Origin of the sequence: Marinobacter mangrovi (genome assembly GCF_016798325.1) — a bacterium.
In the GTDB taxonomy this organism is placed as follows: Bacteria; Pseudomonadota; Gammaproteobacteria; order Pseudomonadales; family Oleiphilaceae; genus Marinobacter_A; species Marinobacter_A mangrovi.
Window position 1 is genome coordinate 79,969 of record NZ_JAERVO010000007.1, and the last position, 25,250, is coordinate 105,218.

Genomic DNA, 25,250 nt, shown 5'->3' on the forward strand with positions numbered 1-25,250 from the left:
TCTGTTGTTTTGCCCATTAGCCCCGACTCTGCCTCGGGGCTTTTTTGTGGGAGGGACACGCTCAAGGCCATAATGCGTTGACCTTCGTGCCTCAGCGCCGCAAAGCGAAGGCCACCGTCTTCACCAGCACCGTCACGGTCTGCCCCGGATCCAGCGCCATTTCCTCGAATGACTTCCGTGTTAACCGTGCTCGCAACGATTGGCTCCCCAGCTGCAACCGGACTTCGATCGCGGTCGGGTTATTGGGCAGCACGGCCGTGTCGGTGATGGTTGCCTGCAGTTGGTTGCGGTAGGAGGAGCCTACGTGGGGTGCGAGAGCCAGCGCCACGTCGCGGACCGGAATCCGCAGGCGCAGCCGTTCGCCGATGTCGGCGTCGACGGCGGGAATGGTCAGGCGTTGGCCATCGTTCAGTGCCAGTTGCGTCAGGCCGTAGTCGACATCCTGCGCGGCCACGTCCGCCTCGATCACGGAAGCCGCATCGAAACCGCCCAGCTCGCTGGTCAGATCGAAACGCATCAGCAGGTCGTCCAGGGGGCCATTGGCCAGTACGCGGCCTTCACGCATCAGGACCAGGTGGTCGGCGATGGCCGTCAGTTCCTCCGGGTCGTGACTGACATAAAGGATGGGAATGGCGATTTCGCGGGTCAGGCGCAGAATGAAGTCCAGTAACTCCTGCTTGCGCGGTCCATCCAGGCCGGTCAGCGGTTCGTCCATCAGCAGCATGCGCGGTTCGCTCAGCAAGGCGCGACCGATCGCGACGCGTCGGGCCTCGCCCCCGGACAGCGTGGCCGGGAAACGATCCAGCAGCTGGTCGATGCCGAGCAATTCGACAATGGACGCAAACCGATCCGTATCCGGTCGGGGCATGCCGTAGGTCAGGTTGCCTCGAACCCGGTAGTGCGGGAACAGGCGGGCTTCCTGGAAGACCACGCCTAAACGCCGTTTGTGGGGCGGGAGGAAGGCGCCGGTGTGAGTATCCACCAGGCAGTCGTCCCCCAGGCAGATAACCCCGCTATCGGGCCGGTCCAGCCCGGCGATGAGCCGCAATAGACTGGTCTTGCCACTGCCGGAGACACCGAAGAGCGCCGTCACGCCATCCGCGGGGAGTGTCAGTTGGGTATGCAGATGAAAGTTGCCGGGACAGTGGTCGATCCGGATCTGCAACCCGTTGGCTGAAAGCGGTTTATCCGTCATCCCGACCTCTCAAACGTTGTCGGGCTCTTCGGGCGAGCCATTCGGACATCATCAGCGATGCCATGGCGATGGCGATGGACAGGACGCACAGTCGGGCCGCGGCATCCTCGGCGCCGGGCGTCTGGATCAGGGTGTAGAGCGCGAGCGGCAGGGTGCGGGTTTCGCCGGGAATATTGGAGGCAAAGGTGATCGTCGCGCCGAACTCCGACAGCGCCCGGGCGAAGGCCAGCACGGCGCCGGTCAACAGGCCGGGCAGGGTGAGCGGCAGCGTGATGGTGCGGAACACGCGCCAACGGCTGGCGCCCAAGGTGCTGGCGGCCGCTTCCAACTGCGTGTCCACGGCTTCCAGCGATAGGCGAACGGAGCGCACCAGCAGGGGAAAAGCCATCACACCCGCCGCGACGGCGGCCCCCTGCCAGGTAAAAGGCAGCTGGATATCAAAAGTCTGGTCGAGCCACTGTCCGATGAAGCCGCGCCGACCCAGGGCAATCAGCAGCAGGTAGCCCACCACCACCGGCGGCAGGACCAACGGCAGGTGCAGCATGCCGTCCAGGAGTGACTTGCCGGGAAAATCCCGGCGCGCCATCAGCCAGGCCAGGGCGATGCCGGGCACGATGATCCAGGCGACGGCGCTGCCGGAGACCTGCAGGCTGATGCGGATGGCGTCCCACTCGGCGGCACTCAGCATCATGTTCGGTCAGTGGCCTTGGCCGGGCATCGGCGAGAAGCCGAAGCGCTGGAAGATGGCCATCGCCTCGGGACCGGCGAGCCATGTGCGAAAATCGCCCAGGGCGTCACTGTGAGCCGGACCGACCAGGGCGGCGGGGTAGGTGATGGTCTTGTGGCTGTCTTCCGGGAACAGGCCCAGCTGGCGGACGGCTTGGCTGGCTTTGGCGTCGGTCTGGTAAACGATGCCGACCGGCGTTTCGCCGCGTTCCACCAGGGCCAGGGCGGCACGGACGTTGTCGCCACGGGCCAGCCGATCCTCAAGGTCTTTCCATTCGCCCAGGGTCTGTAGGGCCTGCTTGGCGTAGATGCCGGCGGGGACGTGAGCCGGATCACCGACGGAGACGCGTTCGCCCTTGTGCAGCAACGAGGCGATCGGCTTGCCGGTACCGGGTGTGAAGTGATCGACCGGGCTGTCTTTCGGGGCAATCAGGGCGAGTCGGTTTTGCAGCAGGTCGCCGCGGTCGGTGAGCTGGATACCCTGCTCACCCAGCCAGTCCATCCACTTTTCGTTGGCGGAAACATACAGGTCGGCCGGTGCGCCGTTGGCGATCTGCCGGGCCAGGGTGGACGATGAGGCGTACACCGGAACGATATCCACGTCGTGGTTAGCTTCATAGGCGCTGGCCACGGCGTCCATGGCGTCAGTCAGGGAGGCGGCGGCATAGACGCTGATGCTTGTCGCGGCCAGGGTTGGCGTCGCCAGACACAGGCTGGCCAGGAAGAGTAAAAGAGCGCGGACGAACATGTTGGATTCCGTTATGTATAAATGGAAATAGCGGGATCACTATAGCCGCTTATGTCTTCAGCGCCAAATCGGGGTTATGGATCCGGTGCATCCGCTGGCGCGAGCAGGTCCAGCAGTGCCTGGGTTTCGGGGGCGTTTTCGGCGGTCAGGCGAGCCTGCAGGGCCCGGTACTGCTCCAATACCCGGTGACCGAAATCGGTCAGCTCGGCCCCGCCTCGCTGGCTGCCGCCGGAGACGGTGGAGATGACGGGTTCGGCGAAATGCTCGTTCATGGTGTTGATCAGTTGCCAGGCTTTCTTGTAGCTCAGGCCCATTTCCCGGGTGGCGCTCGATATGGAGCCGGTGCGGCCGATGGCGTCGAGCAGGTCGGCCTTGCCGGGGCCGATCACGACATCCTTGCCGGACACCAGGCGGAGCTGGAAGCGGGGATGTTGATGGTGCGTACGAGTCATGGAGTGTCCGCGTTGGAAATGTCTGGTTCTAACACGGATGGAGAACGATAGACAGGGAAACGGTGTTGAGAGCGTTGCAGTCAACGTTGAGCAAATGGGTGGATAGCTCGTGCCGGGAAGCGAATGAAGACCCTCGCCTACGCTGTATTAGACGGCCGTCCGTGGTCGCTAATACGACCAGGACGTCCTTGTCCTTCCTCCGGCGAGGGTCTCCCTCCGCTTCCGGTCAGCTTCGGCGTTGTCTGTACCGATGTTGGGGGCTGCTTATTCCGCAACCCGTTCAATCACCGCCGCTATCCCTTGGCCAACCCCAATGCACATGCTGATCAGGGCGTAACGGCCGCCGGTGCGTTCCAACTGGCGGGTGGCGGTGAGGGCGATGCGGGCACCGGAGGCGCCCAGCGGATGGCCAACGGCAATGGCGCCGCCGTTCGGGTTCAGGCGGGAATCGGTCGGGTCGATGCCCAGCCGGGTGGTGCAGCCGAGTACCTGGGCGGCAAAAGCTTCGTTGATTTCGATGACGTCCATATCGGCCATGGTCAGGCCGGCGCGGGCCAGGGCTTTTTCGCTGGCCGGGACCGGGCCGTAGCCCATCACGCGAGGTGAGACCCCGGCGATCGCGCCGGACACGATCCGTGCGCGCGGACGGACGCCCGCCTTTTCGCCGGCTTCCCGGGAACCGATGATCAGCGCTGCGGCGCCGTCGTTGACGCCGGAGGCATTGCCTGCAGTGACGACGCCGCCCTCGAACAGCGTGCGCAGGCCGGACAGGGCTTCCAGATTGGACTGCGGACGCGGATGCTCGTCTTTGTCCACCAGAACCGGTGGCTTCTTGCGGCCCTGGGACACTTCGATGCCCAGGATTTCCTCATCGTAGAAGCCGTCTTTCAGCGCCGCGTCGTAGCGGGCCTGGCTCTGGGCGGCGAAGCGGTCCACGGCGTCCCGGGACAGGTCCAGTTCCCGGGCGATGTTGTCCGCCGTCTGGGGCATGGTGTCGTTGCCGAACTCGTTCTCGACCCGCGGGTTGGGGAAACGGGCACCAATGGTGCTGTCGAACATGCGGAAATCGCGGCTGTAGGGGGCTTCGCCCTTGGCCATCACGAACGGCGCCCGGCTCATGCTTTCGGCGCCGCCGGCGACAAACAGCTCGCCTTCATTGCAACGGATCGCCCGGGCCGCATCGATAATGGCCGCCAATCCGGAGCCGCAGAGGCGATTCACCGTCAGGCCGCCGGTCTCGACGGGCAGGCCTGCCATCAGGCCGGCATGACGGGCAATGTTGCGGGCGTCTTCCCCGGCCTGGTTGGTGCAGCCGGCAATCACGTCTTCATAGAGTGCCTTGTCGAAATCGTTCCGTTCGATCACGGCCTGGATCACGCTGGCCAGCAGGTCGTCCGGCCGGACTCTGGCCAGGGCGCCGGCGTGGCGTCCAAACGGGGTTCTCAGGCCGTCGTAGATATAAGCGGACATGGCATCTCCCATCCTCTATGCCCGGCCCGATGTTTTGATTCGGTGCGGGGCTTGTGTCGGCAAAAATGATACTGTAAATGTTACTTATGTTTCGCTAAACGAAACTAAGTTTTGTAATTGATTTAGATTAAAGCGGAGACCCATCGAATGCAAGTGCAGACAGCGGTGGCCAGGGGCCAGTTATGACAGGGTATTTCCTGGCGTTTGCGGTGGTCTGTGAGTTGTTGGCGTTGTTGACCGGCTTCAACACCCTGAGTCTGCTGTCCGGCGGTGTCTTCCTGTTCTATTTCCTGCTGCATATTCCACGTCTGGAAGGCTACGCCCGCTACCTGATGCTGGTTACCGTCGCGGTTCTGGCCGGGTTGACGATGTCCGGTCGCCTGTCGGCGGCTGAGCTGGCCGAGTCGGCGCGGGCTGCGGCTTTTTACGGGGCCTTCCTGGGCAGTCTGGGGACCATGCAGTGTCTGGTGCGCCGGTTTGAGGTGCTGCGGCGGATTCACGACGTGTTGCTCGGCGGTCGTCCGGGCTGGCTGTATCCGAAATACGCCCTGACCAGTTGTGGCATTGCTTCGGTCCTCAACTTTGGCGTGATGAACCTGCTCTGCGGCGCGCTCTCCGAAACGCTGGACCAGCGGGGCATCACCGGCGACGCGCGGCTGCGCTGGTTGCGGTCGGTCCTCACCAGCACCCTGCGGGGCTTCGCCCTGGTGCCATTGGTGGCACCCACCAGTGTGGCGGTGGCGATCATTACCCGGGAAGTGACGACGCTGACCTGGTCGCAACTGATTCCGTTCAGTCTCTGTGCGGCCTTGCTGTTGATCGCCGTGGGCTGGTCCCTGGAGTACCGGCGATTCAGCCAGGTCAGCGCCGAGCGTACCCGGATGGAGGGCTGGCCCCCGGGCAGCGGCCGGTTGGTGATGGTGGTCTGTGCGGTGTTCGGGCTGATGGCGCTGCTGGTGCTGCTGACGCCGCTGAATGTGTCCCGAGCCGCCATGCTGGCGGTGCCGGCGGTGACTGGGTTGTATATGTGGCATCGGGAAGGGCGCATCCGGCCCGTGGTCGCTGAAGTCACCGAGAACATGGCGGGGCTGCACAACGAGATCTGTATTTTTGCCGCCTCGGCGGCGTTGGGCATCGCCCTGTCGAGCCAGGTGCCTCCGGAGGTGTTGGCCAGGCTGATCGACGGCCGCGCCAGTGAGTTCATGCTGATCGCGGCCGGCGTGCTGATTCTGCCGGCCTTTGCGGCCGTGGGCATTGCCCCGATCACGGTGCTCAGTTTCCTGTCCGGACTGTTGGGGCAGCTGGTGATAACCGGTCTGGAGCCCTTGCTGGTGGCCGTGGCACTGGTCATCGGCTTCTCTCTCGCGATGATGCTGTCGCCCTTCGGGCCGTCGGTGATGCTGCTGTCCCGGTTTGGCAAGATTTCCCGATGGGTGGTGGCGTTCGGCTGGAATGGGCGTTATGCACTCATCGCCGTGCCCCTGATGCTGGCGTTTCTCTGGGTGTGCCAGATGCTTCGGGTGGCGTAAGGGACTTGCCGGACTGGAAAGGTTGCTAAAGTCAGCTAACCTGTTTCGCATAACAGAATGAAGTGTCGGCCATAGCGATTTATGTATCGCAGTTGCTCTTTGATGGAATCGTAATGAAACAAAAGGGAAGAGTGTTTCATCTTTGGCACGACTTTTGATTAAAAGTCGGTGGTACTTGAATCGGACTCACCGTAAAATAGGACAAATTTCCAAACTTCGGAGCACGTGACTCACTGGAGCTGCTGGACGGTGGAGCCATGAGGCCGGAATCCTCTGGTGGTCATCGAACAGAGTCGGTGTGGCGGCTGTCGCGACAGGGTGTCGTTTCAGCGTCCATGCTGTAGCTGTGGGGGAACACAAGGCGACTTATGACAGCAAAAGAAAAGTTCAAGGCAGAGCTGAGCCTCGACGGCAAGCCGACGGGCCCTGAGAAGGATCGTAAATTCGTGGAGGCCTTGTCTCGCGGTCTGGATGTGCTCCGGGCGTTCAGCCAGGGATCGGTGATCCTCGGCAACCAGGACATTGCGCGTCTGACCGGCCTGCCCAAACCGACCGTGTCGCGGATGACCTACACCCTGACCAAGCTGGGCTACCTGAGCTACAACCCGCTGCTGGAGAAGTACCAGCTCAGTTCCGGGGTTCTGGCGTTGGGTTACGCCTACGTGTCGAACCTGAAAGTGCGTCAGCTGGCCAAGCCGTACATGGACGAGTTTGCCCGCCGCACCAACATGTCTGTCGGCCTGACCTGCCACGATCGCCTGCACATGATCTATGTGGAAAACCGCATGCCGCCGGAAGCCACGCTGCTGCGCATGGAAATTGGCCTGCGCCTGCCGATGGCGACGACCTCAGCCGGTCGCGCCTACTGTGCTGCGATCAGCGAAAGCGGCCGCAAGATCCTGATGGACGGCATGGCCAAGAAGTACGGCGACCAGTGGCCGGAGAAGAAAGAAGGCCTGGAACGCGCCATGGAAGAGTACAAGACCTCCGGGTTCTGTCTGTCCCTGGGCGAGTGGGACCGTAACATCAATTCCGCTGGTGTGCCGGTTCATCTTGAAGACGGCACCATTATGGTTCTGACCTGCGCCGCCCCGTCCTACCTGATTTCCGGCGAGAAGCTGCGCGAATCCATTGCCCATCAGCTGGCGATGCTGGCAAGCGACATTGAGGCGCTGGGCGTCTGACGCGTCCTTGAGTCACCGGAAAGACAAAACCGCAGGTCCAGGCCTGCGGTTTTTTTATGCCCGCATTTCCCTGGGTCCCTCCAGCAGGCGTCTCCTGCGCCGCATTATCCCCTTTTCTCTGACGGGATCCCGATCGACGACACTTTCGGATGACCCGCCGTTTGGAACCGTCCATCGACGTTCTGTCTCAATTTGCTGTTGAAACATCCGTCGAAAATGGTTTAAATCGTCCTCAAGTTTCGCTTAATAAAACTGCATTCCATAGAAAAGCGTTTGAACACGTATAAGGAGAACGCTATGTCAGAGGTCGTCACCTATCAACGCGAAGGCGCCGTCGGCGTCATCACCGTGAATTACCCACCGGTTAACGCCCTCGGTCATGCCGTGCGCTCCGGTCTGCTGGCTGCGCTAGAACAGGGGCAGCAGGATGCGGAAGCCAAGGCGCTCCTGCTGGTCTGCGAAGGCCGGACCTTTATTGCCGGCGCCGACATCCGCGAGTTTGGCAAGCCGATGCAGGAACCGGGACTGCCTTCAGTAGTCGAGACCTTTGAACGTTCCGACAAGCCGATCATTGCGGCCATCCACGGCACCGCGCTGGGCGGCGGTCTGGAAATGGCGTTGGGCTGTCATTACCGGGTCGCGCTGGACAGCGCCAAGGTGGGTCTGCCGGAAGTGAAGCTGGGCCTGCTGCCCGGTGCCGGCGGTACCCAGCGCCTGCCGCGGCTGGCCGGTGCCCAGGTGTCGCTGGACATGATCACCTCCGGTAACTTTGTTTCCGCCGACGAGGCACTTCAGAACGGCATCGTCGATGCGGTCGAATCCGGCAGCGATGTGAAGGCCGTCGGTCTGGCGTTCGCCCGGAAAGTGATTGATGAAGGCAAGCCGGTCCGTCGGGTCCGTGACCTGAACGACAAGGTCGACGCGGAGAAGGGCAGTGACATCTTTGATCAGTATCGCGCCGGCCTGCAGAAGAAAGCCCGCGGCCTCTTCTCTCCGTTCAAGTGTGTGGATGCGGTGGAAGCCGCGTTCCAGCTGCCGTTCGCCGATGGCATGAAGCGCGAGCGCGAGCTGTTTATGGAGTGCATGGAGTCGCCGCAGCGCGCTGGTCTGGTGCACGCCTTCTTCGCCGAACGTGAAGTGTCCAAGGTGCCGGGCCTGGCCAAGGATACCCCGGTACGCGACGTGAACAGCGTGGGCATCATCGGCGCTGGCACCATGGGCGGCGGCATTGCCATGAACTTTGCCAACGTCGGCATCCCGGTGCGCCTGCTGGAAGTGAAGCAGGAAGCCCTGGACAAGGGCCTGGCCATCATCCGCCGCAACTACGAAAACACCGCCAGGAAAGGCCGCATCACCCAGGCCCAGGTGGAAGAGCGCATGGCGCTGATCCAGCCCACCCTGAGCTATGACGATTTCGCCGACGTGGACCTGGTGATCGAAGCCGTGTTCGAGAACATGGGCGTGAAGAAAGACATCTTCGGCACGCTGGACAAGGTCTGCAAGCCGGGCGCGATTCTGGCGTCCAACACCTCCACCCTGGACATCGACGAGATTGCCTCCGCCACACGCCGTCCGCAGGACGTGGTGGGTATGCACTTCTTCAGCCCGGCCAACGTCATGAAGCTGCTGGAAAACGTCTGCGGCAGCCAGACGGCGGACGACGTGAAGGCGACCGTCATGGCGGTGGCCAAGCGCATCAAGAAAGTCGGTGTGCTGGTGGGCAACTGCTACGGCTTCGTCGGCAACCGCATGCTGCACCAGCGCGGCGCCGAAGCTACCAAACTGGTCAACGAAGGCGCGTCCCCGCAGCAGGTGGACAAGGTGCTGACCGACCTGGGCTTCCCCATGGGTCAGTTCGCCATGTCCGACCTGGCCGGCATCGACGTGGGCTACCGCATCCGTGAAGAACGCCGCAAGGCGGGCGAAGACGTGCCGGCAAGCTGGATGGACAAGCTGGCGGAAGAAGGCCGACTGGGCCAGAAAACCCAGGCCGGTGTCTACCTCTACGAAGAAGGCAGCCGCAAGCCGGTGGTGGATCCGAAGGTCGACGCGCTGATCGCCGAGTTCCGCAAGGAGCAGGGCATCGAGCCGCGTGAGATCAGCGACCAGGAAATCCTGGAACGCTGCATGTACGTGATGATCAATGAAGGCGCCAAGATCCTGGAAGAGGGCATCGCCGCCCGCGCCCTGGATGTGGATATCGTCTGGATCTACGGCTACGGCTTCCCGGCCTACCGCGGCGGCCCGATGTTCTGGGCCGACCAGGTGGGCGTGAAGGAAATCTACGACACGGTCAAACGCTTTCACGACACCCTCGGTGGCGACCAGTGGAAGCCGGCCGCTCTGCTCGAGCGCCTGGCCAGCGAAGGCAAGACCTTCGGCAGCCTCTGATTCCCCAGGCCAACAACGACAACGCGCTATCCCCCGGGGTAGCGCGTTTCACGCTAACAAACAGAAAACGCTTCCCAGGAGGCTCTCATGTCAGATGCCGTTATCGTCTCCACCGCCCGCACCGGTCTGGGTAAATCCTACCGGGGTGCCCTGAACAACACCCACAGCGTCGACCTGGCCGGTCACGTGATCCAGCACGCGGTCCAGCGCGCCGGGATTGATCCCGCCATCGTCGAGGATGTGATCCTGGGCGCGACCTTCCATGAAGGCGCCCAGGGCAAGAACATGGCCCGCCTGGCAGCGATCCGCGCCGGTCTGCCGGTCACCACCGCCGGCCTGTCCATCAACCGCTTCTGCAGCTCCGGCCTGCAGTCCATCGCGCTGGCGTCCCAGCGGGTGCTGTCCGAGAAGGTTCCGGCCATGGTCGCCGGCGGCGTCGAGTCCATCAGCCTGGTGCAGAACGACAAGATCAACCAGTTCCACGCCACCAACGAATGGCTGATGCAGAACAAGCCGGAACTGTACCTGTCGATGATCGAAACCGCCGACATCGTGGCCCAGCGCTATGGCGTCAGCCGTGAAGCGCAGGACGAGTATTCCCTGATCAGTCAGCAGCGCACCGCGGCCGCGCAGGAAGCCGGTAAGTTCGACGACGAGATCGTCCCCTACGACGCCACCATGCTGGTGAAGGACAAGGAGACCGGCGAGGTCAGCGAAAAGCAGGTCACGCTCACCAGGGACGAGTGCAACCGTCCCAACACCACGTTGGAAGGTCTGGCGGGCCTGAACCCGGTACGCGGTGACGACCAGTTCGTGACCGCCGGCAACGCCAGCCAGCTGTCCGACGGCGCGTCGGCTTGTCTGGTCATGGACAGCACCTACGCCGAGAAGAACAACATTGAACCGATGGGCATCTTCCGCGGCTTCGCCGTCGCCGGCTGCGAGCCGGATGAAATGGGCATCGGTCCGGTCTTCGCGATTCCGCGTCTGCTGGAGCGCACCGGCCTGACCATGGACGACATCGACCTGTGGGAGCTGAACGAAGCGTTCGCATCCCAGGTGGTCTACTGCCGCGATCGTCTGGGCATTCCGATGGAGAAACTGAACGTCAACGGCGGCTCCATCTCGATCGGCCATCCATACGGCGTGACGGGCTCCCGTCTGACCGGCCACGCGCTGATCGAAGGCAAGCGTCGCGGCGCCAGGTATGTGGTGGTCACCATGTGCATCGGTGGCGGTCAGGGGGCAGCCGGGTTGTTTGAGGTCGTTTGAGACCTGAGTAAGCAGAAGGGTTAAGGTGCCTGACGACGTCGCGGTGATGGCCGTCGCGGGCGCCGATGGCGCCTCAGAAGCTGAAGCATCTGCTACATGCTCGAGTGGGCGGCCCAATGTAGCCGACGCTTCAGCTTCGGAGCAGCCCGAGAGGGCTGCTGTTCATACCCCGAGCGCCTGGGTGAAAACGACACAAGAAATCCACGTCTTTGCAGCAAAACCAAAAACAACAGGTCAACACCATGCAGCAGCGCATCATCAATCCCCACGATCTCGCCTTCCAGCTGTTGGAACTGCACCAGACGGAAGACGTCCTCCAATACGACCGCTACGCCGACCACAGCCGCGAAACGCTTGAGGCGGCGCTGGATCTGGCGCTGAAAGTGGCCGCGGAAGAATTCGCGCCCCACGCCCGTCTGGTGGATGAGGAAGAGCCCACCTTCGAGAACGGCCGGGTCGAGATGCGTCCGGAAGTGAAGAAGGCGCTGGACGTGCTGCGCGAGACCGGTTTGATGGCCGCGGGCCAGGACTACGAGCTGGGCGGTATGCAGCTGCCCGCCACCGTGGCGCAGATGTGCGTCGGCCTGCTCAAGGGCGCCAATGTCGGCACCCAGGGCTACGCCGGCCTGACCATTGCCGCCGCCAACCTGATCCTGGCGCACGGCAGCGAGGAACAAAAGGAACGCTATGGCCGTCCTATGCTGGCGGGGCGCTTCTTCGGCACGATGTGCCTGACCGAACCCCATGCCGGCTCGTCACTGGGCGACCTGAAAACCCGGGCCGAGCCGGCCGGTGACGGCAGCTATCGCCTGAAAGGCAACAAGATATTCATCTCCGCCGGTGACCACGAGCTGAGCGAGAACATCGTGCACATGGTACTGGGTCGACTGCCGGACGCGCCGGCGGGCGTTAAGGGCATTTCCCTGTTCCTGGTACCCAAGTTCCTGGTGAACGAGGACGGCTCTCTGGGCGAGCGCAACGATGTGGCGCTGGCCGGATTGATCCACAAGATGGGCTATCGTGGCACTACGTCCACCATGCTCAACTTCGGCGAAAAAGACGGCGCCGTCGGTTACCTGGTGGGCGAGCCCCACAATGGGCTGGCGGCCATGTTCCACATGATGAACGAGGCGCGTATTGGCGTCGGCCTGGGCGCGGTCATGCTGGGCTATACCGGTTACCTGCACGCGCTGGATTACGCCCGCGATCGCAAGCAGGGTCGCCCCATGGGGGAGAAGGACCCGAACACCGGCCAGGTGCCATTGACCCGACATGCCGATATCCGTCGTATGCTTCTGACCCAGAAAGCCTACGTCGAGGGCGGCCTGTCCCTGTGTCTGGAGGGGGCGCGACTGGTCGATGAAAAGAAATTTGCCGAGAGCGAGGCCAACAGGAAAGAAGCCGCCGGTCTGCTGGATCTGCTGACGCCGCTGATCAAGTCCTGGCCCTCCCAGTACTGCCTTGAGGCCAACAGCCTGGCGATCCAGGTGCACGGCGGTTACGGCTACACCCGGGAATACCCGGTGGAGCAGTTCTATCGTGACAACCGGTTGAACCCCATCCACGAGGGTACCCACGGCATCCAGGGTATGGACCTGCTGGGCCGTAAGGTGATGCAGTCCGAGGGGCAGCACTACCGGGCATTGCTCAAACGCATTCGGCGGACCATTGCCGAGGCGCAGGAAGTGCCTGAGCTGGCGGACAACGCGGCGCGCCTGGACAAGGCGCTCGCCCAACTGGTCGAGGCTACCGATGCGATCAACGTCGTGCGCGCCACCGGTGCCACCGAGCGCGCGTTGGCCAATGCCTCGCTGTACCTGGAGGCTTTCGGTCATACGGTTGTGGGTTGGCTGTGGCTGAGACAGGCCCAGGCAGCGTTGACCGGTATCGAGAACGCTGGTCCGCAACCGGAAGCGTTTTACCGCGGCAAGCTGCGGGCCTGTGACTATTTTGCCCGATACGAACTGCCGCGGGTCGGCTCACTGGCCGGACTGTTGGCCGAGGTGGATACGACCGCCCTGGACATGACGGAATCGGAGTTTTAACAGTTGACGTCGGGGCCTGACGCCGCGTTTACCCCCCCAAGTTAGCGGGGCGCGAATGGTCACCCTGGCCGGAGGAAGCACAAGGACATGCTGGTCGGAATAGCGGCCAGGGACGGCCGTCTATTCCAGCGGAGGCCAGGGTGTCCATTGGCTTTCCTGGCACGGGTTCTAAGGCTGGGCCAAAGTGACGGACAAATCGGGCGAAAACAACAAAGGAGATCGGACGAATGACACGTGAAGCAAAAGCTGTGATCTGCCGGGAATGGGGCCAGCCCATTACCGTCGAGACCATCCAGGTCGCACCACCCAAGCGCAACGAAATCACTATCAAGGTCGCCGCCTGTGGCGTCTGCCACAGCGACCTCTCCGCCACCACCGGCAAGATCCAGTATCCGCCACCCCTGGTGCTCGGCCACGAGGCCGCCGGCGTGGTCGTTGAAGTGGGTGAGGGCGTGACCGACTTCAAGGAAGGCGACCACGTCGTCAGCTCCTTTATCTCCATGTGCGGCAAGTGCCGCCAGTGCGTCCGCGGTCGTCCGGTCCTCTGCGAGAACGCCCGCAAGGCCATGTTTACCCTGCCGGATGGCACCGTGCGCACCACCGACGCCGACGGCAACGACCTCAACGTGTTTGGCGCCTGCGGCGTGATGGCGGAATACGCCACGCTGCATGTGGACAACGCGGTCAAGATCGAAGAGGGCGTGCCCCTGCAGAATGCTGCGCTGGTGGGTTGCGCCGTTATGACCGGTGTCGGTGCCGTGTTCAACACCGCCAGGCTGGAGCCGGGCTCGCGTGCCGCAGTGTTTGGCATCGGTGGTGTCGGTCTGAACGCGATTCAGGGGTGCGCCACGGCCGGCGCCGAGATGATCGTCGCCGTGGACACCAACGACAAGAAACTGGAAATGGCCAAGGAATTCGGCGCCACCCACACCGTCAACATCAACGAGGTGGACGATGCCGCCAAAGCGGTCAAAAAGCTGACCGGCGGTGTCGACTACGCGTTCGAATGCGTCGGAGCGGGCGCTGTAGCGGCCCAGGCATACAAGTGTCTGGGACGGGGCGGCACCGCGGTGGTCGTCGGCGTCGCCGATCCCAAGGACAAGACCGAAATCGGCACCCTGTCGCTGCCGGCGGACGAGCGCACCCTCAAGGGCAGCTGGCTCGGCTCGGCGCGGCCGCAGCACGATTTCCCCCGCATCCTGGCCCTGTACAAGGCCGGCAAGCTCAAACTGGATGAACTGATTACCCAGACCTACCGCATCGACCAGGCGCCCCAGGCGTTCGATGATATGGTGGCTGGCAAGAACGCCCGCGGCGTTATCGTGTTCGACTGAGGCCAACGAAGGAGCGCATCATGAACGATCTGAGCAAGCTTTACATCAACGGCCAGTGGGAAGACTGGACGGGCGACACCCTGGACGTGCACGAAGCGGCCACCGGTGAGGTCATGGCCAAAGTGCCGGCCGCCGGACGGGATGAAATGGAGCGCGCGATCGCCGCCGCCCACGACGCGTTCGACAGCTGGTCGGAATCGTCCCTGGACGAGCGCACGAAAGTGCTGGAACAACTGCTGGACGGCCTCAAGGCCCGCGCGGACGAGATCGCCGAGACGGTGAGCCGGGAAGTGGGCATGCCGCTCAAGATGGCCAGCCAGATTCAGGCCGGCATGCCGATCATCACCACCAAGACCTACCTGAAACTGCTGCCCGAGTTCGCCTTCAGCGAGCAGGTGGGCAATTCCGAGGTGCAGTACGCGCCGGTGGGCGTCGTGGGCTGTATCACACCTTGGAACTACCCGCTGCACCAGGTCATGCTGAAGATCGTCCCGGCGATTGCGGCCGGTTGCACCGTGGTGCTCAAGCCCAGTGAGATCGCGCCGGGCACGGCGTTCATCCTGGCGGACATCCTGGATCAGACCGATCTGCCCAAGGGCGTGTTCAACATGGTCTGCGGCCTGGGCCAGACCGCCGGCGACACCCTGATCAAGCACCCGCAGGTGAACATGGTGTCCTTCACCGGGTCCACCCGCACCGGTCACCTGATCGCCCATGCGGCGGCGGACGACTTCAAGCGGTATGCGCTGGAAATGGGTGGCAAGTCCGCTTCGGTGATCCTGCCGGACGCCGACCTCAAGGCCGCGGTAAAAGGCACGGTCAACAACTGTCTGCTTAACTCCGGCCAGACCTGCACGGCGTTGACCCGTATGTTGGTGCCGGCCAGCCAGCACGACGAGGCCTGTGAGCTGGCGGCGGAAGCCGTGGCAAAAATGACCCCGGGGAACCCGCTGGAAGAGACCACTCGTCTCGGCCCGTTGGCCTCGGCCCAGCAGCGCGACAAGGTGTTCGAGTACATCCGCCTGGGCCAGGAAGAGGGTGCCACGCTGGTGGCTGGCGGCGCCGGTGCGCCCGATGGACTGGAGCAGGGCTATTTCGCGAAAGCCACTGTGTTTGGCAACGTGAAGCCCGACAGCCGTCTGGCGCAGGAGGAAATCTTCGGCCCGGTGCTGTGTGTGATTCCCTACGTGGATGAAGCGGAGGCGATTCGCATTGCCAACGGCACGGCCTACGGTCTGTCCGGCGCGGTCTGGTCTGGTGATGCGGACAAGGCGAAGAAAATCGCCGGCAAGCTGCGCACCGGTCAGGTGTTCGTCAACGGCGGTGCCTTTAACCCGCAGGCGCCGTTTGGTGGCTTCGGACACTCCGGTGTCGGCCGCGAGTTCGGCAAATGGGGACTGGAAGAGTTCCTGGAGGTCCGTTCTCTCCAGCTCTGATTGGTGGTTTAATAGGTCGCTAATCAAAGTGAGGCCTACCGAGAGGATCAACGACAATGAGCAGTATCTGGACGCGGACCCCAACCGTCGAGGCGATGACCGAAGGCTCAGCCAACACCGCTGTGCGCAGCCTCGGCATTGAATACCTGGAAGTGGGTGATGACTTCATCAAGGCGAAGATGCCGGTGGACGAACGCACCCGTCAGCCTTTCGGCATTCTTCATGGCGGTGCGTCCGTGGTCCTCGCGGAAACCCTCGGCAGCATGGCGGCCAACTACTGTTTGCGTAAGCCGGACCAGGTGGCGGTGGGGCTGGAGATCAACGCCAACCACATCCGCTCGGTGGCGTCGGGTTGGGTCTATGGCACAGCCCGTCCTTTCCACATCGGTGGCAGCACTCAGGTGTGGGAGATCCGGATCGAGAACGAAGAGGGCAAGCTGACCTGCGTCTCGCGGATCACCATGGCCGTCATCAACAAGCCCGGCTGATCGCCGTTCTTCGGGGCCTGGAAGGTTCCAGGCTCACGCTCAGTCTGCCGTGCCGCCCAGCAATATGCGTACGGCGCGGCAGGCGTCTTCCAGCTCGTCCTGCCGCGGCGCCCGACCGCTGATCACGTCACTGTAGAGGCAGGATTCCGCCAGTCGCACCATGAAATAGGACAGGCTCTCCACCTTCATCGATGGTTTGGGCAGGTGGCCTGCGTCGATCTGTTCCCACAGCATGCGGGTATTGGCCTGCACCACGCGATTGTGCAGTGTTGAACTGGCGGACGTGAGAATGCGCAGGGCGTATTCCGGATCCTGGCTGATAAAGCGGCGCAGGGCGGCGTCGTTAAGCAGCACGGAATTGATCCGGTGATAGACACCGGCGATGTAGTCGATGCCCTCCCCAGGCGTCTGTTCCCGGGCCCACTCGCGGATGGGCGCGTAAAGGGACCAAAGGATCTCCCCCAGCAGCAGGTTCTTGTTGCCGACCCAGCGGAACAGGGTCGCGCGGCCGATATTCAGTTCTTCCGCCAGTGAGGCCAGATGGATGCGCTCGCCGGCGAGCCACAGCTCCCGGGCGCGATTGAAGGCATCATCGGGCGTGGCCCGGGTGGGGCGCTCGGTAGCGTGTCCGGGGGTCGATCGGAGTGAGTTTGCGTGTCGTGCCACAGTTACCTTTCCTGTCCGGTCGTTTGTTGTTATTGGGTGTCGAGTCATGCACTGCCGGTTCCGTCCGCACTGCGAAACTAACCATATCACGGTTTGGTGGCCACCCAATGCTCTCTCGGCGGTTCGGTGACCGGAATGTGATCTGTAAAGCGCCCGCTGATCGGGCGGTCAATTGACTCAGGGCATCTCCGTTCATGGCTGCCGGGAACTTGACGTGGATCCCACCGTCTTGAACACGTCGGACGGTCAGGTACTCCCCCTGACCGCTTGACCATTGGAGTGTTCTCATTGCTCCCGGATGGCACGCTTCGGAGCCGTTTTATGCGTCTCGGCTACCGGGGAAGTCTCCAGCCCTCTTTTGGCGGGCACGTGCCCTGCCCGCCTTTTTTCCTGCCTTTCTTGTCGTTCCGTTCGTTGATTCTGCTCGCCGCAGCATTAATAATGAAATCTAGTTCCAATAAACAGAATAGTCGAATCATTTTTAACTGGGGTGCCCATGAAGACACGAATTACCGAACTGTTCCGGATCCAACATCCCATCATCCAGGGCGGCATGCACCACGTGGGCTATGCCGAACTGGCGTCCGCGGTGTCCAATGCGGGCGGGCTCGGCATCATTACCGGTCTGACCCAGCCCACGCCGGACGATCTGGCCCGGGAAATCGCTCGCTGCCACGAGATGACCGACAAGCCGTTCGGCGTGAACCTGACGTTCCTGCCCAGCTTCAAGGCGCCGCCCTATCCGGAATACATCCAGGCGATCATCGAAGGTGGCGTCAAAGCGGTGGAGACCGCCGGCCGCAGCCCGGAGCAGTACATGCCAGCGCTCAAGGACGCGGGCATCAAGGTGATCCACAAGTGTACCTCGGTCCGCCACGCGCTAAAGGCGGAGAAGATCGGCTGTGACGCGGTCAGCGTCGACGGCTTCGAGTGTGGTGGCCATCCCGGTGAAGACGACATCCCCAACTTCATCCTGCTGCCCCGGGCAGCGGAAGAACTGACCATTCCGTTCGTGGCCTCCGGCGGCATGGCGGACGGCCGAAGTCTGGTCGCCGCCATGGCCCTCGGCGCCGAGGGCATGAACATGGGCACGCGCTTTATCGCCACCACGGACGCGCCGGTCCACGAGAACGTGAAGCAGGCCCTGGTCGAAGCGGACGAGCGCCAGACCCGGCTGATCATGCGCGGCCTGCGCAATACCGAGCGGGTCATGAAGAACGCCGCCGTGGACGAAATCGTACGGATCGAAGCCGAGAAGGGCGACGACGTCAGCATCGACGACATCCGCCATCTGGTGACCGGCGTCAAAGGTCGCAAGGTGCTGCAGGAGGGCCAGATGGATGAAGCGGCCTGGAGCTGCGGCATGGTGGCGGGCCTGATCCACGACATCCCCAGCTGCGCCGATCTGCTGGCGCGCATCATGGACGAGGCCGAAACGCTGATCCGCCAGCGGCTCGTCGGCAGCCTGTAACGAGGTGTGTTATGGCAACACTCGAACCGTTTATTGAAGGTGGCACGTTCTTCGAAGGCCCGCGCTGGCACGACGGTGCCTGGTGGGTGTCGGACTTTTACGCCCACACGGTCAGTCGCATTGGACCGGGCGGCACGATGGACACGGTTCTGGAAGTACCCGGCCAGCCTTCCGGGCTCGGCTGGCTTCCGGATGGGTCGATGCTGGTCGTCTCCATGCTGGACCATCGGGTGTTGCGTCGCTGGCCGGATGGGCAGGTCACCACCCATGCGGACCTCAGCGAACTGGCCACGGGTCATGCCAACGACCTGGTGGTGGCACGCGACGGTAGCGCCTGGGTCGGCAACTTCGGCTTTGACCTGATGGAGGGGGACGCCATGCAGCCGGCCTGTCTGGCGCGCATCGCACCGGATGGCACCGTCAGTCGGGCGGCCGATGACCTCTACTTTCCCAACGGCGCGGTCATCACCCCGGACGGCGGCACGTTGATTGTCGGCGAGACGTTCGGCAACGGCATGACCGCGTTTACCGTCGCGGCCGATGGCGCACTGACGGACCGGCGCGACTGGGCCCGGTTTGGTCCCAGGCCATCGCCGGGAACCGACCGCGCCGATCTGCTGAAACAGCTGTCGGTTGGCCCGGATGGTTGCTGCCTCGATGCAGAGAATCACCTGTGGATCGCCGACGCCTTCAACCAGCGCTGTATCCGGGTGGCACCGGGCGGCGAGATTGTCGACGAGCTGAAGCCGGCCAACGGGCAGGGCGTGTTTGCTTGCATGCTCGGCGGCGACGATGGCCGCACGCTGCTGGTCTGCGTCGCGCCGGATTCCAGCGCACGCCGGCGCAGGACCGTCCGGGAGGCGACGTTGTGGACCGCCCGGGTGGATGTGCCCCACGCCGGGCGTCCCTGAACCGCTGGTGAGTCTCAGCCGGTCTCAGTCACCTGTTGCAGGTCGGGGCCGGCTGGCCCACGGTCCACGAAGATCTGTTTGGCCAGCCCGGCGCCCTTGATGCCCTGGATCGCCAGGGTGGTCACCAGTCCACCAATCATGGCGCCCACCACACCGCAGGTCAGGACGTCCTGGCCGGTCAGGTAGAGGCCGGGAATTTCAGTTTTCGGCCGTAGCCAGGCCTGATCGAAGCGCTCCGGCGTGTGCTCCAGCCCGTAGATTTCGCCCTGGCCGTAGCGACAGAACCAGTCGGTCGACAGCGGGGTTGAGGTCTCCACGTAGTCGATCTTGCCCCGCAGCTGCGGCAGCTTGTCGTAGAGGTGTTCCAGAATCCGCTCGGTCAGTTGCTGCTTCAGGGCTTCGTATTCCTCACCGCGCTTGCCCCAGGTGGTGTCCTTCCAGGGGGCGAACTGGGCCCAGGTGGTGGGGGCGACAATTTCAATGGTCGCCGTGCCGGGACAGCGGTTCAGGTAATCCGGATCCTTGGCCGACGGGAAGGAAACGTAGACCACCGGGAGCGGCGATTCCGGATCGTCCAGGAACCGTTCCACATTGGCGTCGTGGTGCTCGTCCGGGTAGATCCAGAAGTTGGTCTTGGGCAGGCCCAGTTCCTGCGCCGTTCCCTTCAGGCCGATATAGAGACACAGGTGGGACATGGACGGCTCAATATGCCGGCGCTGGTGTGGGTAGCGGGTCCCCCTGACCACCTCGGCGGGCAGGAGCGATTCAAACGTGTTGATCACCCCGGCATTGCTGATGATGCGGTCCGCGCGAATCGTGTGGTCATCCGCCAGACGCACCCCGCAGGCGCGACCTTTCTCCACCAGGATCTCCGTCACGTCGGCGTAGGTCATCACCTCACCGCCGCCCGACTGGATCACCGGGATGATGGTTCGGGCCATTTCCGCCGCGCCGCCCACAGGGTAGTAGCCGCCGTGGATGTAGTGCTTGGCAATCAGCGCATGGATCAGGAAGCTGGAGTGCTTCGGCGTCACCCCGCAGTCGCCCCACTGGCCGGTCAACGCGCCAATCAGGGCCTCGTTACGGGTCAGGCCGGAGAGCACCTCATAGGTGGTCTGGTTAAAGCACTTGGGCAGCACGAAGCGCAGGGCCCGACCGATCACCGGCGAGGCGATGGCCGGCGACAACTTGGACAGGGTGTACCACTGCATGCCGGAGGCCACTTTATCCAGCAGCTTGATGTAGCGATCAATGGCCTTGTTCTCGCCGGGGAAGGCGTCGAGCAGCGACTGGCGGAAACCGTCCTTGCCGGCGCGCAGGTTGACCACCTGACTGCCGAGATAGAAGCGGTCGTAATTGTCGTCCATCGGCGCCCATTTCAGTTGGCCGTCGGTAATCGTATCGAACAGCTTGCGACCCAGCGTATTGGGGCTGCCCATATCGCCGATGTAGTGAACCCCCACATCCCACTCATAACCGTTGCGGCCATAACTGTGGGTGAAGCCGCCGGCGGTGTAATGCTGTTCCAGCACCAGGACTTTCTGGCCGGCTTTGGCCAGCAGCGCAGCGGTGGTCAGCCCGCCGATGCCAGAGCCGATCACAATGGCGTCGTAATGATCGTCGACCCGGGAAGCGCGATAGCGCTTGCCGATGCGGATGGTACTGGGTTTGAGTGCGGAAGCGGTGGTGGTCATGTGGTGCCTCTGGGTATTTATTATACGGCGCAGTTTACGACGAAAGTCGGATTGGGCCCAGCCGTCACGTTTCAAACGGTTACACCGGGATGCCCCGTTTATTGATGGACGTCAATGAAGCGGACGATCGTTGCTCCGGATACTGTCCCGGCGCTGAGAATCGGCGACGGCGTCTGTTATTGTGCGCCGCGCCCCTCCGTGCTCCCCTGGCTGATACAAGGAACCCACCATGCCGCTGGTCGCGTCAAAAGACAGTGATATCGTTTTCCAGAGTTACGGTCGCTGCTGTAACAACCCGATTTTCTTCGTGGACTTCTACGACCGCTTCATGGGCTGTTCCGACGCGATCCGCGATCAGTTTCGCGACACTGACATGAAGCAGCAGCGCCACCTGTTGCGCAACGGCATCATGCAGCTGGTGCTCTATGCCCGCGGCATGTCGGACGCCAAGCTGAAGGCGCTGGGCGAAAGCCATAACCGGCACGGTTACAACATCCGGCCGGAGTGGTACACCCAGTGGGTGGATGCCCTGATCGCCACCCTGCGGGATCACGATCCCCAGTTCGACCTGAACGTGGAAGCCGCCTGGCGCCGGGCGATCGCCCCCGGCGTCGAGCTGATTCGCAGTGCTTACTGAGGATTGTCTCAGACCCGCCGGAAAATCAGCGACGTATTGATGCCCCCGAAGGCAAAGTTATTACTCATAACGTACTCGGTGTCGATGGTCCGGCCTTCGCCCACGATGTAGTCGAGATCTCCGCAGTCCGGGTCGATATCCGTCAGGTTAGCTGTCGCATGGAACCACTGGCTACGCATCATCTCGATGCTGGCCCAGGCTTCCAGGGCACCGCAAGCGCCCAGAGTATGTCCGGTGAAGCTCTTGAAGGCACTGATGGGGGTGGCGCCACCGAAGACGGCTTCCGTGGCGTTTGATTCTGCGACGTCACCGCGGTCCGTGGCCGTACCATGGGCGCTGACATAGCCGATTTGCTCCGGTGCAAGCGCGGCGTCGCGCAGGGCCAGCTGGATGGCCTCCTGCATGGTATCGGCCGACGGCTGCGTCACGTGCTTGCCGTCGGAGTTGGTACCAAAACCCACCAACTCCGCGTAGATCGTGGCGCCACGCGCGCGGGCATGTTCCAGCTCCTCCAGCACCAGGCAGCCCGATCCCTCACCGACGACCAGGCCGTCCCGGTTCCGGTCGAAGGGGCGCGGTGTAGCTTCGGGCGTTTCATTTTTCACGCTGGTGGCGTATAGCGTGTCGAACACGGCGGCCTCCGTGGGGGAGAGTTCTTCAGCGCCACCGGCCAGCATCACGGTTTGCATGCCGTATTTGATAGCCTCGTAGGCATATCCGATGCCCTGGCTGCCTGATGTACAGGCGCTGGAGGTGGTGATAACGCGGCCCTTGAGGCCGAAATGAACGCCGATGTTGACCGGCGCTGTATGCGCCATCATGCGGATGTAGGAGTTGGCGTTCAGGCCGTCGGTTGAATGGTTGATCAGCATGTTGCCGAAATCGCCGATGGCGGCCACCGAGCCGGCGGAAGAGCCAAACGATACACCGGCTTTGCCGGACGTGAGGATCGGATCGTCCAGCAAACCGGAATCCGTCAATGCGAGCTCGGCCGAGTAAGTGGCCAGCTGGGCTATTCGGCCCATGCTTCTTAACGCCTTGCGATTGTAGTGCGCAGGCATGCGGAAGTCCTCAACAGGACCACCGAGCCGGGTATTCAGCCCATCATAGGTGGCCCAGTCCTCCATATAGCGGATGCCGGTGTGCATGGACGCCAGTCGGGCTCTGATGGTCGGCCAGTCATTCCCGATGGGCGAGAGGCCCGCCATTCCCGTTACAACGACTCGTTTCATCAAAACATTCCACCATTCACTGACAGTACCTGTCGGGTCATATAGCTTGCCCCGTCGGAACACAGAAAGCTGACGACCGCGGCCACTTCCTCCGGGCGCCCAACTCGCTGCATCGGCACCATCTTCAGGATATCGTCCAGTGGCAGATCGTCGGTCATCCCGGTATCCACGAGGCCGGGGGCGACGCAGTTCACGGTAATTTTCCGTTTGGCCAGTTCAACGGCCAGCGCTTTTGTTGCACCAATGATACCGGCTTTCGATGCACTGTAATTGACCTGCCCGCGATTGCCCATCTCGCCGGAAACCGATGACAGGGTCACGACGCGGCCCGGCTTACGACGCCGGATCATCGGCATGATGACCGGATGCAGAATGTTATAGAAACCATCGAGATTGGTGCGTAGCACTTGGTCCCAGTCTTCGCTGCTGAGAGCCGGGAAGGCGTTGTCCCGAGTCAGGCCGGCATTACAGACCACGCCGTAATAGGCACCGTGGGTTTCGATGTCAGCTTCCAGGGCATTGGCGCAGGCCTGCCTGTCAGACACGTCGAATTGCAGGATTCGGCATTCGCGGCCGAGCGTTGCGATGTCCGCGCTCACGGCTTCGGCCTGCTGCCGGCCCGAGCGGCAGTGAAGCACGATGTCAAAACCGTCGGCTGCGAGTCGGCGGGCAATTTCGGCCCCAATGCCACGGCTTGATCCGGTCACCAGAATGGTTTTGTTGTCAGTGTGCATATCACTCATTGTCCGTACCCTGTAAAAACGCGTCGACGTCATCCGGTTGATATACGTTCAGAGCCGCCGTGGCCAGGATGCCGTCACCCTCGATGGTGCAGTTAAAGACGCCCAGACCGTTGTCAGCCTGATAGCTGCGTTCGGCCGTGATCTCCAGCTTCGTGCCGACCGGGAAGACGGGCTGGTTGCACTGATAACGGCGGGAGCCTACCAGGAAACCGATCTGTGGCGCCTGGCCGTTGAGTCGCTCATGGATTCCGGCGAAGGCGCCTATGGACTGTGCCATGTACTCGAGGCCGACCCAGGCCGGTACGCCCTGCCGATCGCAAAACAGTGAATCCGGGCCTATGGTGACCGCGGTTCGCACATGATCATCGCCGTAGTCGGTGATGTGCGTCAGCAGACTCATGGTCGCCGATTGAGGCACCACCTCGGCGACGTCAAATGTTGGTTTCATGGCTTTTACCCAGAATCAGACAAATGTTGTTGCCGCCGAAGGCGAAGGAGTTGCTCATGACGTAGCGCACTGACTGCGGCATGCCCGGCTGCACCAGGTTCAAAGAGGGCAGGTCCGGGTCGGGTTGGTTATCCCAAAGGTGGACCGGCAGTGAGGTGGGCGGCGTCTGTGCCAGCAATTGCCAGCAGAAGCCGGCTTCAATGGCGCCAGCTGCGCCCAGCGTGTGGCCGGTCACCGGCTTGGTTGAACTGCAGGCGACCTGGGGCCCGAGAACCTGATGCACGGCCGTCGCCTCCATCTGGTCATTCAAACGGGTGGCGGTGCCGTGGAGGTTGAGGTAATCGATGGCCTCTGGGCCGAGACTGGCATCCTCCAGCGCGGCCCGCATGACGCCTATGGCGCCTTGGCCCGAGGGGTCGGGCGCGGAAATGTGGTGGGCATCAGAATTTTCACCCACGCCGGCCAGAAACACGGGCCCCGGCTCCCGGGATACCAAAAACAAGGCGGCGCCTTCACCAATATTGATGCCATTTCGATTCCGACTGAACGGGTTGCAGCGGGAGTCGCTGACGGCTTCCAGCGCAGAGAACCCATTGATGGTCATGGCGCAGAGCGTGTCGACGCCCCCGGCGATGACCGCATCGCAGAAGCCTGAACGAATCAATCGACGGGCTGTGGCAAGCGTCTTGGCGCCGGAAGAACAAGCCGTTGACATGCCGTACACCGGTCCGGAGATGCCCAGGCATTCGGCAATGAACGCCGCGGGGGCCCCCATTTCCTGCCGGCTGTATGCAAAGCCATCGGGCAGCTTGCCGCTCTGGACCCAGTGCCGGATGCCCGGTTCGTTGTCGCCAATGCCGGAAGTACTGGTACCGATGACGACGCCGACACGATGCGAACCGTAGCGGGCAATCGCCGCCTCGACATCCGGGCGCATCTGTTCCAGCGCGGCTTGGGCCATCCGATTGTTGCGGCCGTCCCAGTGGTCCCCGGCGCCGTGGACGGGTGGCAACGCCCCGCGGTACATCCCCAACGGCAGCGACCGGCCGTCGATGGAAAAGGCCGAGGACTGGGTCAGGGTCTTGCCGGGGCGTTGAAACTGCCGGGAGAGCTCGGCATAGCTGGCGCCAGCCGCACAAAGAATGCCCGTGGCATTGAGGTAACATGTTTCTGTCATA

22 protein-coding genes are annotated in these 25,250 nt (G+C 62.8%); 11 read left to right on the forward strand and 11 right to left on the reverse strand.

What is annotated here, in order from left to right; all coding sequences use genetic code 11:
- Positions 1 to 91: 91 nt before the first annotated feature.
- From modC to JL474_RS18490, 5 genes are all read right to left on the reverse strand, one after another.
- Positions 92 to 1,195 carry a molybdenum ABC transporter ATP-binding protein gene (modC, locus tag JL474_RS18470; RefSeq protein WP_203143225.1) on the reverse strand — a complete coding sequence of 368 codons (1,104 nt, stop codon included), beginning with the start codon at positions 1,193 to 1,195 and terminating at the stop codon, positions 92 to 94.
- The gene (gene modB, locus JL474_RS18475) at positions 1,185 to 1,886 is read right to left on the reverse strand and encodes a molybdate ABC transporter permease subunit (protein ID WP_203143226.1); all 702 of its coding nucleotides are present in this window, start codon (positions 1,884 to 1,886) and stop codon (positions 1,185 to 1,187) included. Before modB ends, modC begins: the two co-directional genes overlap by 11 nt.
- A gap of 6 nt (positions 1,887 to 1,892) precedes the next feature.
- Positions 1,893 to 2,669 (reverse strand): molybdate ABC transporter substrate-binding protein, encoded by a 777-nt coding sequence (gene modA / locus JL474_RS18480; protein WP_203143227.1) that lies wholly within the window; start codon positions 2,667 to 2,669, stop codon positions 1,893 to 1,895.
- A 74-nt stretch (positions 2,670 to 2,743) separates the two neighbouring features.
- Positions 2,744 to 3,121 carry a winged helix-turn-helix domain-containing protein gene (locus tag JL474_RS18485; RefSeq protein ID WP_123635568.1) on the reverse strand — a complete coding sequence of 126 codons (378 nt, stop codon included), beginning with the start codon at positions 3,119 to 3,121 and terminating at the stop codon, positions 2,744 to 2,746.
- A gap of 264 nt (positions 3,122 to 3,385) precedes the next feature.
- Positions 3,386 to 4,591, reverse strand: a complete 1,206-nt coding sequence (locus tag JL474_RS18490) for a 3-oxoadipyl-CoA thiolase (RefSeq protein ID WP_203143228.1) — start codon at positions 4,589 to 4,591, stop codon at positions 3,386 to 3,388.
- A 182-nt stretch (positions 4,592 to 4,773) separates the two neighbouring features.
- Here JL474_RS18490 and JL474_RS18495 point away from each other — a divergent pair, with 182 nt between their 5' ends.
- The 8 genes from JL474_RS18495 to JL474_RS18530 all read left to right on the forward strand — a co-directional run bounded on the left by JL474_RS18495 (position 4,774) and on the right by JL474_RS18530 (position 16,270).
- Positions 4,774 to 6,120 carry a hypothetical protein gene (locus JL474_RS18495; protein WP_203143229.1) on the forward strand — a complete coding sequence of 449 codons (1,347 nt, stop codon included), beginning with the start codon at positions 4,774 to 4,776 and terminating at the stop codon, positions 6,118 to 6,120.
- Between the two features lie 368 nt (positions 6,121 to 6,488).
- Positions 6,489 to 7,304 carry an IclR family transcriptional regulator gene (locus JL474_RS18500; RefSeq protein WP_123635565.1) on the forward strand — a complete coding sequence of 272 codons (816 nt, stop codon included), beginning with the start codon at positions 6,489 to 6,491 and terminating at the stop codon, positions 7,302 to 7,304.
- 297 nt (positions 7,305 to 7,601) lie between these two features.
- Positions 7,602 to 9,695, forward strand: coding sequence for a 3-hydroxyacyl-CoA dehydrogenase NAD-binding domain-containing protein (locus JL474_RS18505; protein WP_203143230.1), 2,094 nt, complete (start codon positions 7,602 to 7,604; stop codon positions 9,693 to 9,695).
- Positions 9,696 to 9,782: 87 nt separating this feature from the next.
- Positions 9,783 to 10,967: an acetyl-CoA C-acyltransferase gene (locus JL474_RS18510; protein WP_203143231.1), complete on the forward strand. Its 1,185-nt coding sequence runs from the start codon at positions 9,783 to 9,785 to the stop codon at positions 10,965 to 10,967.
- A 242-nt stretch (positions 10,968 to 11,209) separates the two neighbouring features.
- On the forward strand, positions 11,210 to 13,012 hold the full coding sequence (locus tag JL474_RS18515) for an acyl-CoA dehydrogenase (RefSeq protein WP_203143232.1): 1,803 nt from the start codon (positions 11,210 to 11,212) through the stop codon (positions 13,010 to 13,012).
- Between the two features lie 227 nt (positions 13,013 to 13,239).
- Positions 13,240 to 14,346, forward strand: a complete 1,107-nt coding sequence (locus JL474_RS18520) for a zinc-binding dehydrogenase (RefSeq protein WP_203143233.1) — start codon at positions 13,240 to 13,242, stop codon at positions 14,344 to 14,346.
- A gap of 20 nt (positions 14,347 to 14,366) precedes the next feature.
- Entirely contained in the window at positions 14,367 to 15,782 is a 1,416-nt protein-coding gene (locus tag JL474_RS18525) for an aldehyde dehydrogenase family protein (protein ID WP_203143234.1), read from the forward strand.
- A 56-nt stretch (positions 15,783 to 15,838) separates the two neighbouring features.
- On the forward strand, positions 15,839 to 16,270 hold the full coding sequence (locus JL474_RS18530) for a hotdog fold thioesterase (RefSeq protein WP_190294958.1): 432 nt from the start codon (positions 15,839 to 15,841) through the stop codon (positions 16,268 to 16,270).
- 39 nt (positions 16,271 to 16,309) lie between these two features.
- Here the strand turns inward: JL474_RS18530 and JL474_RS18535 are convergent, their stop codons facing one another.
- Positions 16,310 to 16,936 carry a QsdR family transcriptional regulator gene (locus JL474_RS18535; RefSeq protein ID WP_223808030.1) on the reverse strand — a complete coding sequence of 209 codons (627 nt, stop codon included), beginning with the start codon at positions 16,934 to 16,936 and terminating at the stop codon, positions 16,310 to 16,312.
- Positions 16,937 to 17,432: 496 nt separating this feature from the next.
- Here JL474_RS18535 and JL474_RS18540 point away from each other — a divergent pair, with 496 nt between their 5' ends.
- Positions 17,433 to 18,407 (forward strand): NAD(P)H-dependent flavin oxidoreductase, encoded by a 975-nt coding sequence (locus JL474_RS18540; protein WP_203143235.1) that lies wholly within the window; start codon positions 17,433 to 17,435, stop codon positions 18,405 to 18,407.
- Positions 18,408 to 18,418: 11 nt separating this feature from the next.
- A complete protein-coding gene (locus tag JL474_RS18545; protein WP_203143236.1) occupies positions 18,419 to 19,318 on the forward strand; it encodes an SMP-30/gluconolactonase/LRE family protein in 900 nt (299 codons plus the stop codon).
- A 14-nt stretch (positions 19,319 to 19,332) separates the two neighbouring features.
- Here the strand turns inward: JL474_RS18545 and JL474_RS18550 are convergent, their stop codons facing one another.
- Positions 19,333 to 21,012 (reverse strand): phytoene desaturase family protein, encoded by a 1,680-nt coding sequence (locus tag JL474_RS18550; protein WP_203143237.1) that lies wholly within the window; start codon positions 21,010 to 21,012, stop codon positions 19,333 to 19,335.
- A 229-nt stretch (positions 21,013 to 21,241) separates the two neighbouring features.
- Here JL474_RS18550 and JL474_RS18555 point away from each other — a divergent pair, with 229 nt between their 5' ends.
- Positions 21,242 to 21,649 (forward strand): globin, encoded by a 408-nt coding sequence (locus JL474_RS18555; RefSeq protein WP_203143238.1) that lies wholly within the window; start codon positions 21,242 to 21,244, stop codon positions 21,647 to 21,649.
- Positions 21,650 to 21,657: 8 nt separating this feature from the next.
- Here the strand turns inward: JL474_RS18555 and JL474_RS18560 are convergent, their stop codons facing one another.
- The 4 genes from JL474_RS18560 to JL474_RS18575 are packed head-to-tail and all read right to left on the reverse strand — an operon-like array spanning position 21,658 to position 25,249.
- A complete protein-coding gene (locus tag JL474_RS18560) occupies positions 21,658 to 22,881 on the reverse strand; it encodes a beta-ketoacyl-ACP synthase (protein WP_203143239.1) in 1,224 nt (407 codons plus the stop codon).
- On the reverse strand, positions 22,881 to 23,615 hold the full coding sequence (locus tag JL474_RS18565) for a 3-ketoacyl-ACP reductase FabG2 (RefSeq protein WP_203143447.1): 735 nt from the start codon (positions 23,613 to 23,615) through the stop codon (positions 22,881 to 22,883). The genes JL474_RS18560 and JL474_RS18565 overlap by 1 nt, the downstream gene beginning before the upstream one ends.
- A 1-nt stretch (position 23,616) precedes the next feature.
- Complete coding sequence (locus JL474_RS18570; RefSeq protein WP_203143240.1) at positions 23,617 to 24,072, reverse strand: ApeP family dehydratase; 456 nt, start codon at positions 24,070 to 24,072, stop codon at positions 23,617 to 23,619.
- Complete coding sequence (locus JL474_RS18575) at positions 24,056 to 25,249, reverse strand: beta-ketoacyl-[acyl-carrier-protein] synthase family protein (RefSeq protein ID WP_203143241.1); 1,194 nt, start codon at positions 25,247 to 25,249, stop codon at positions 24,056 to 24,058. Before JL474_RS18575 ends, JL474_RS18570 begins: the two co-directional genes overlap by 17 nt.
- Between the last annotated feature and the right edge of the window lies 1 nt (position 25,250).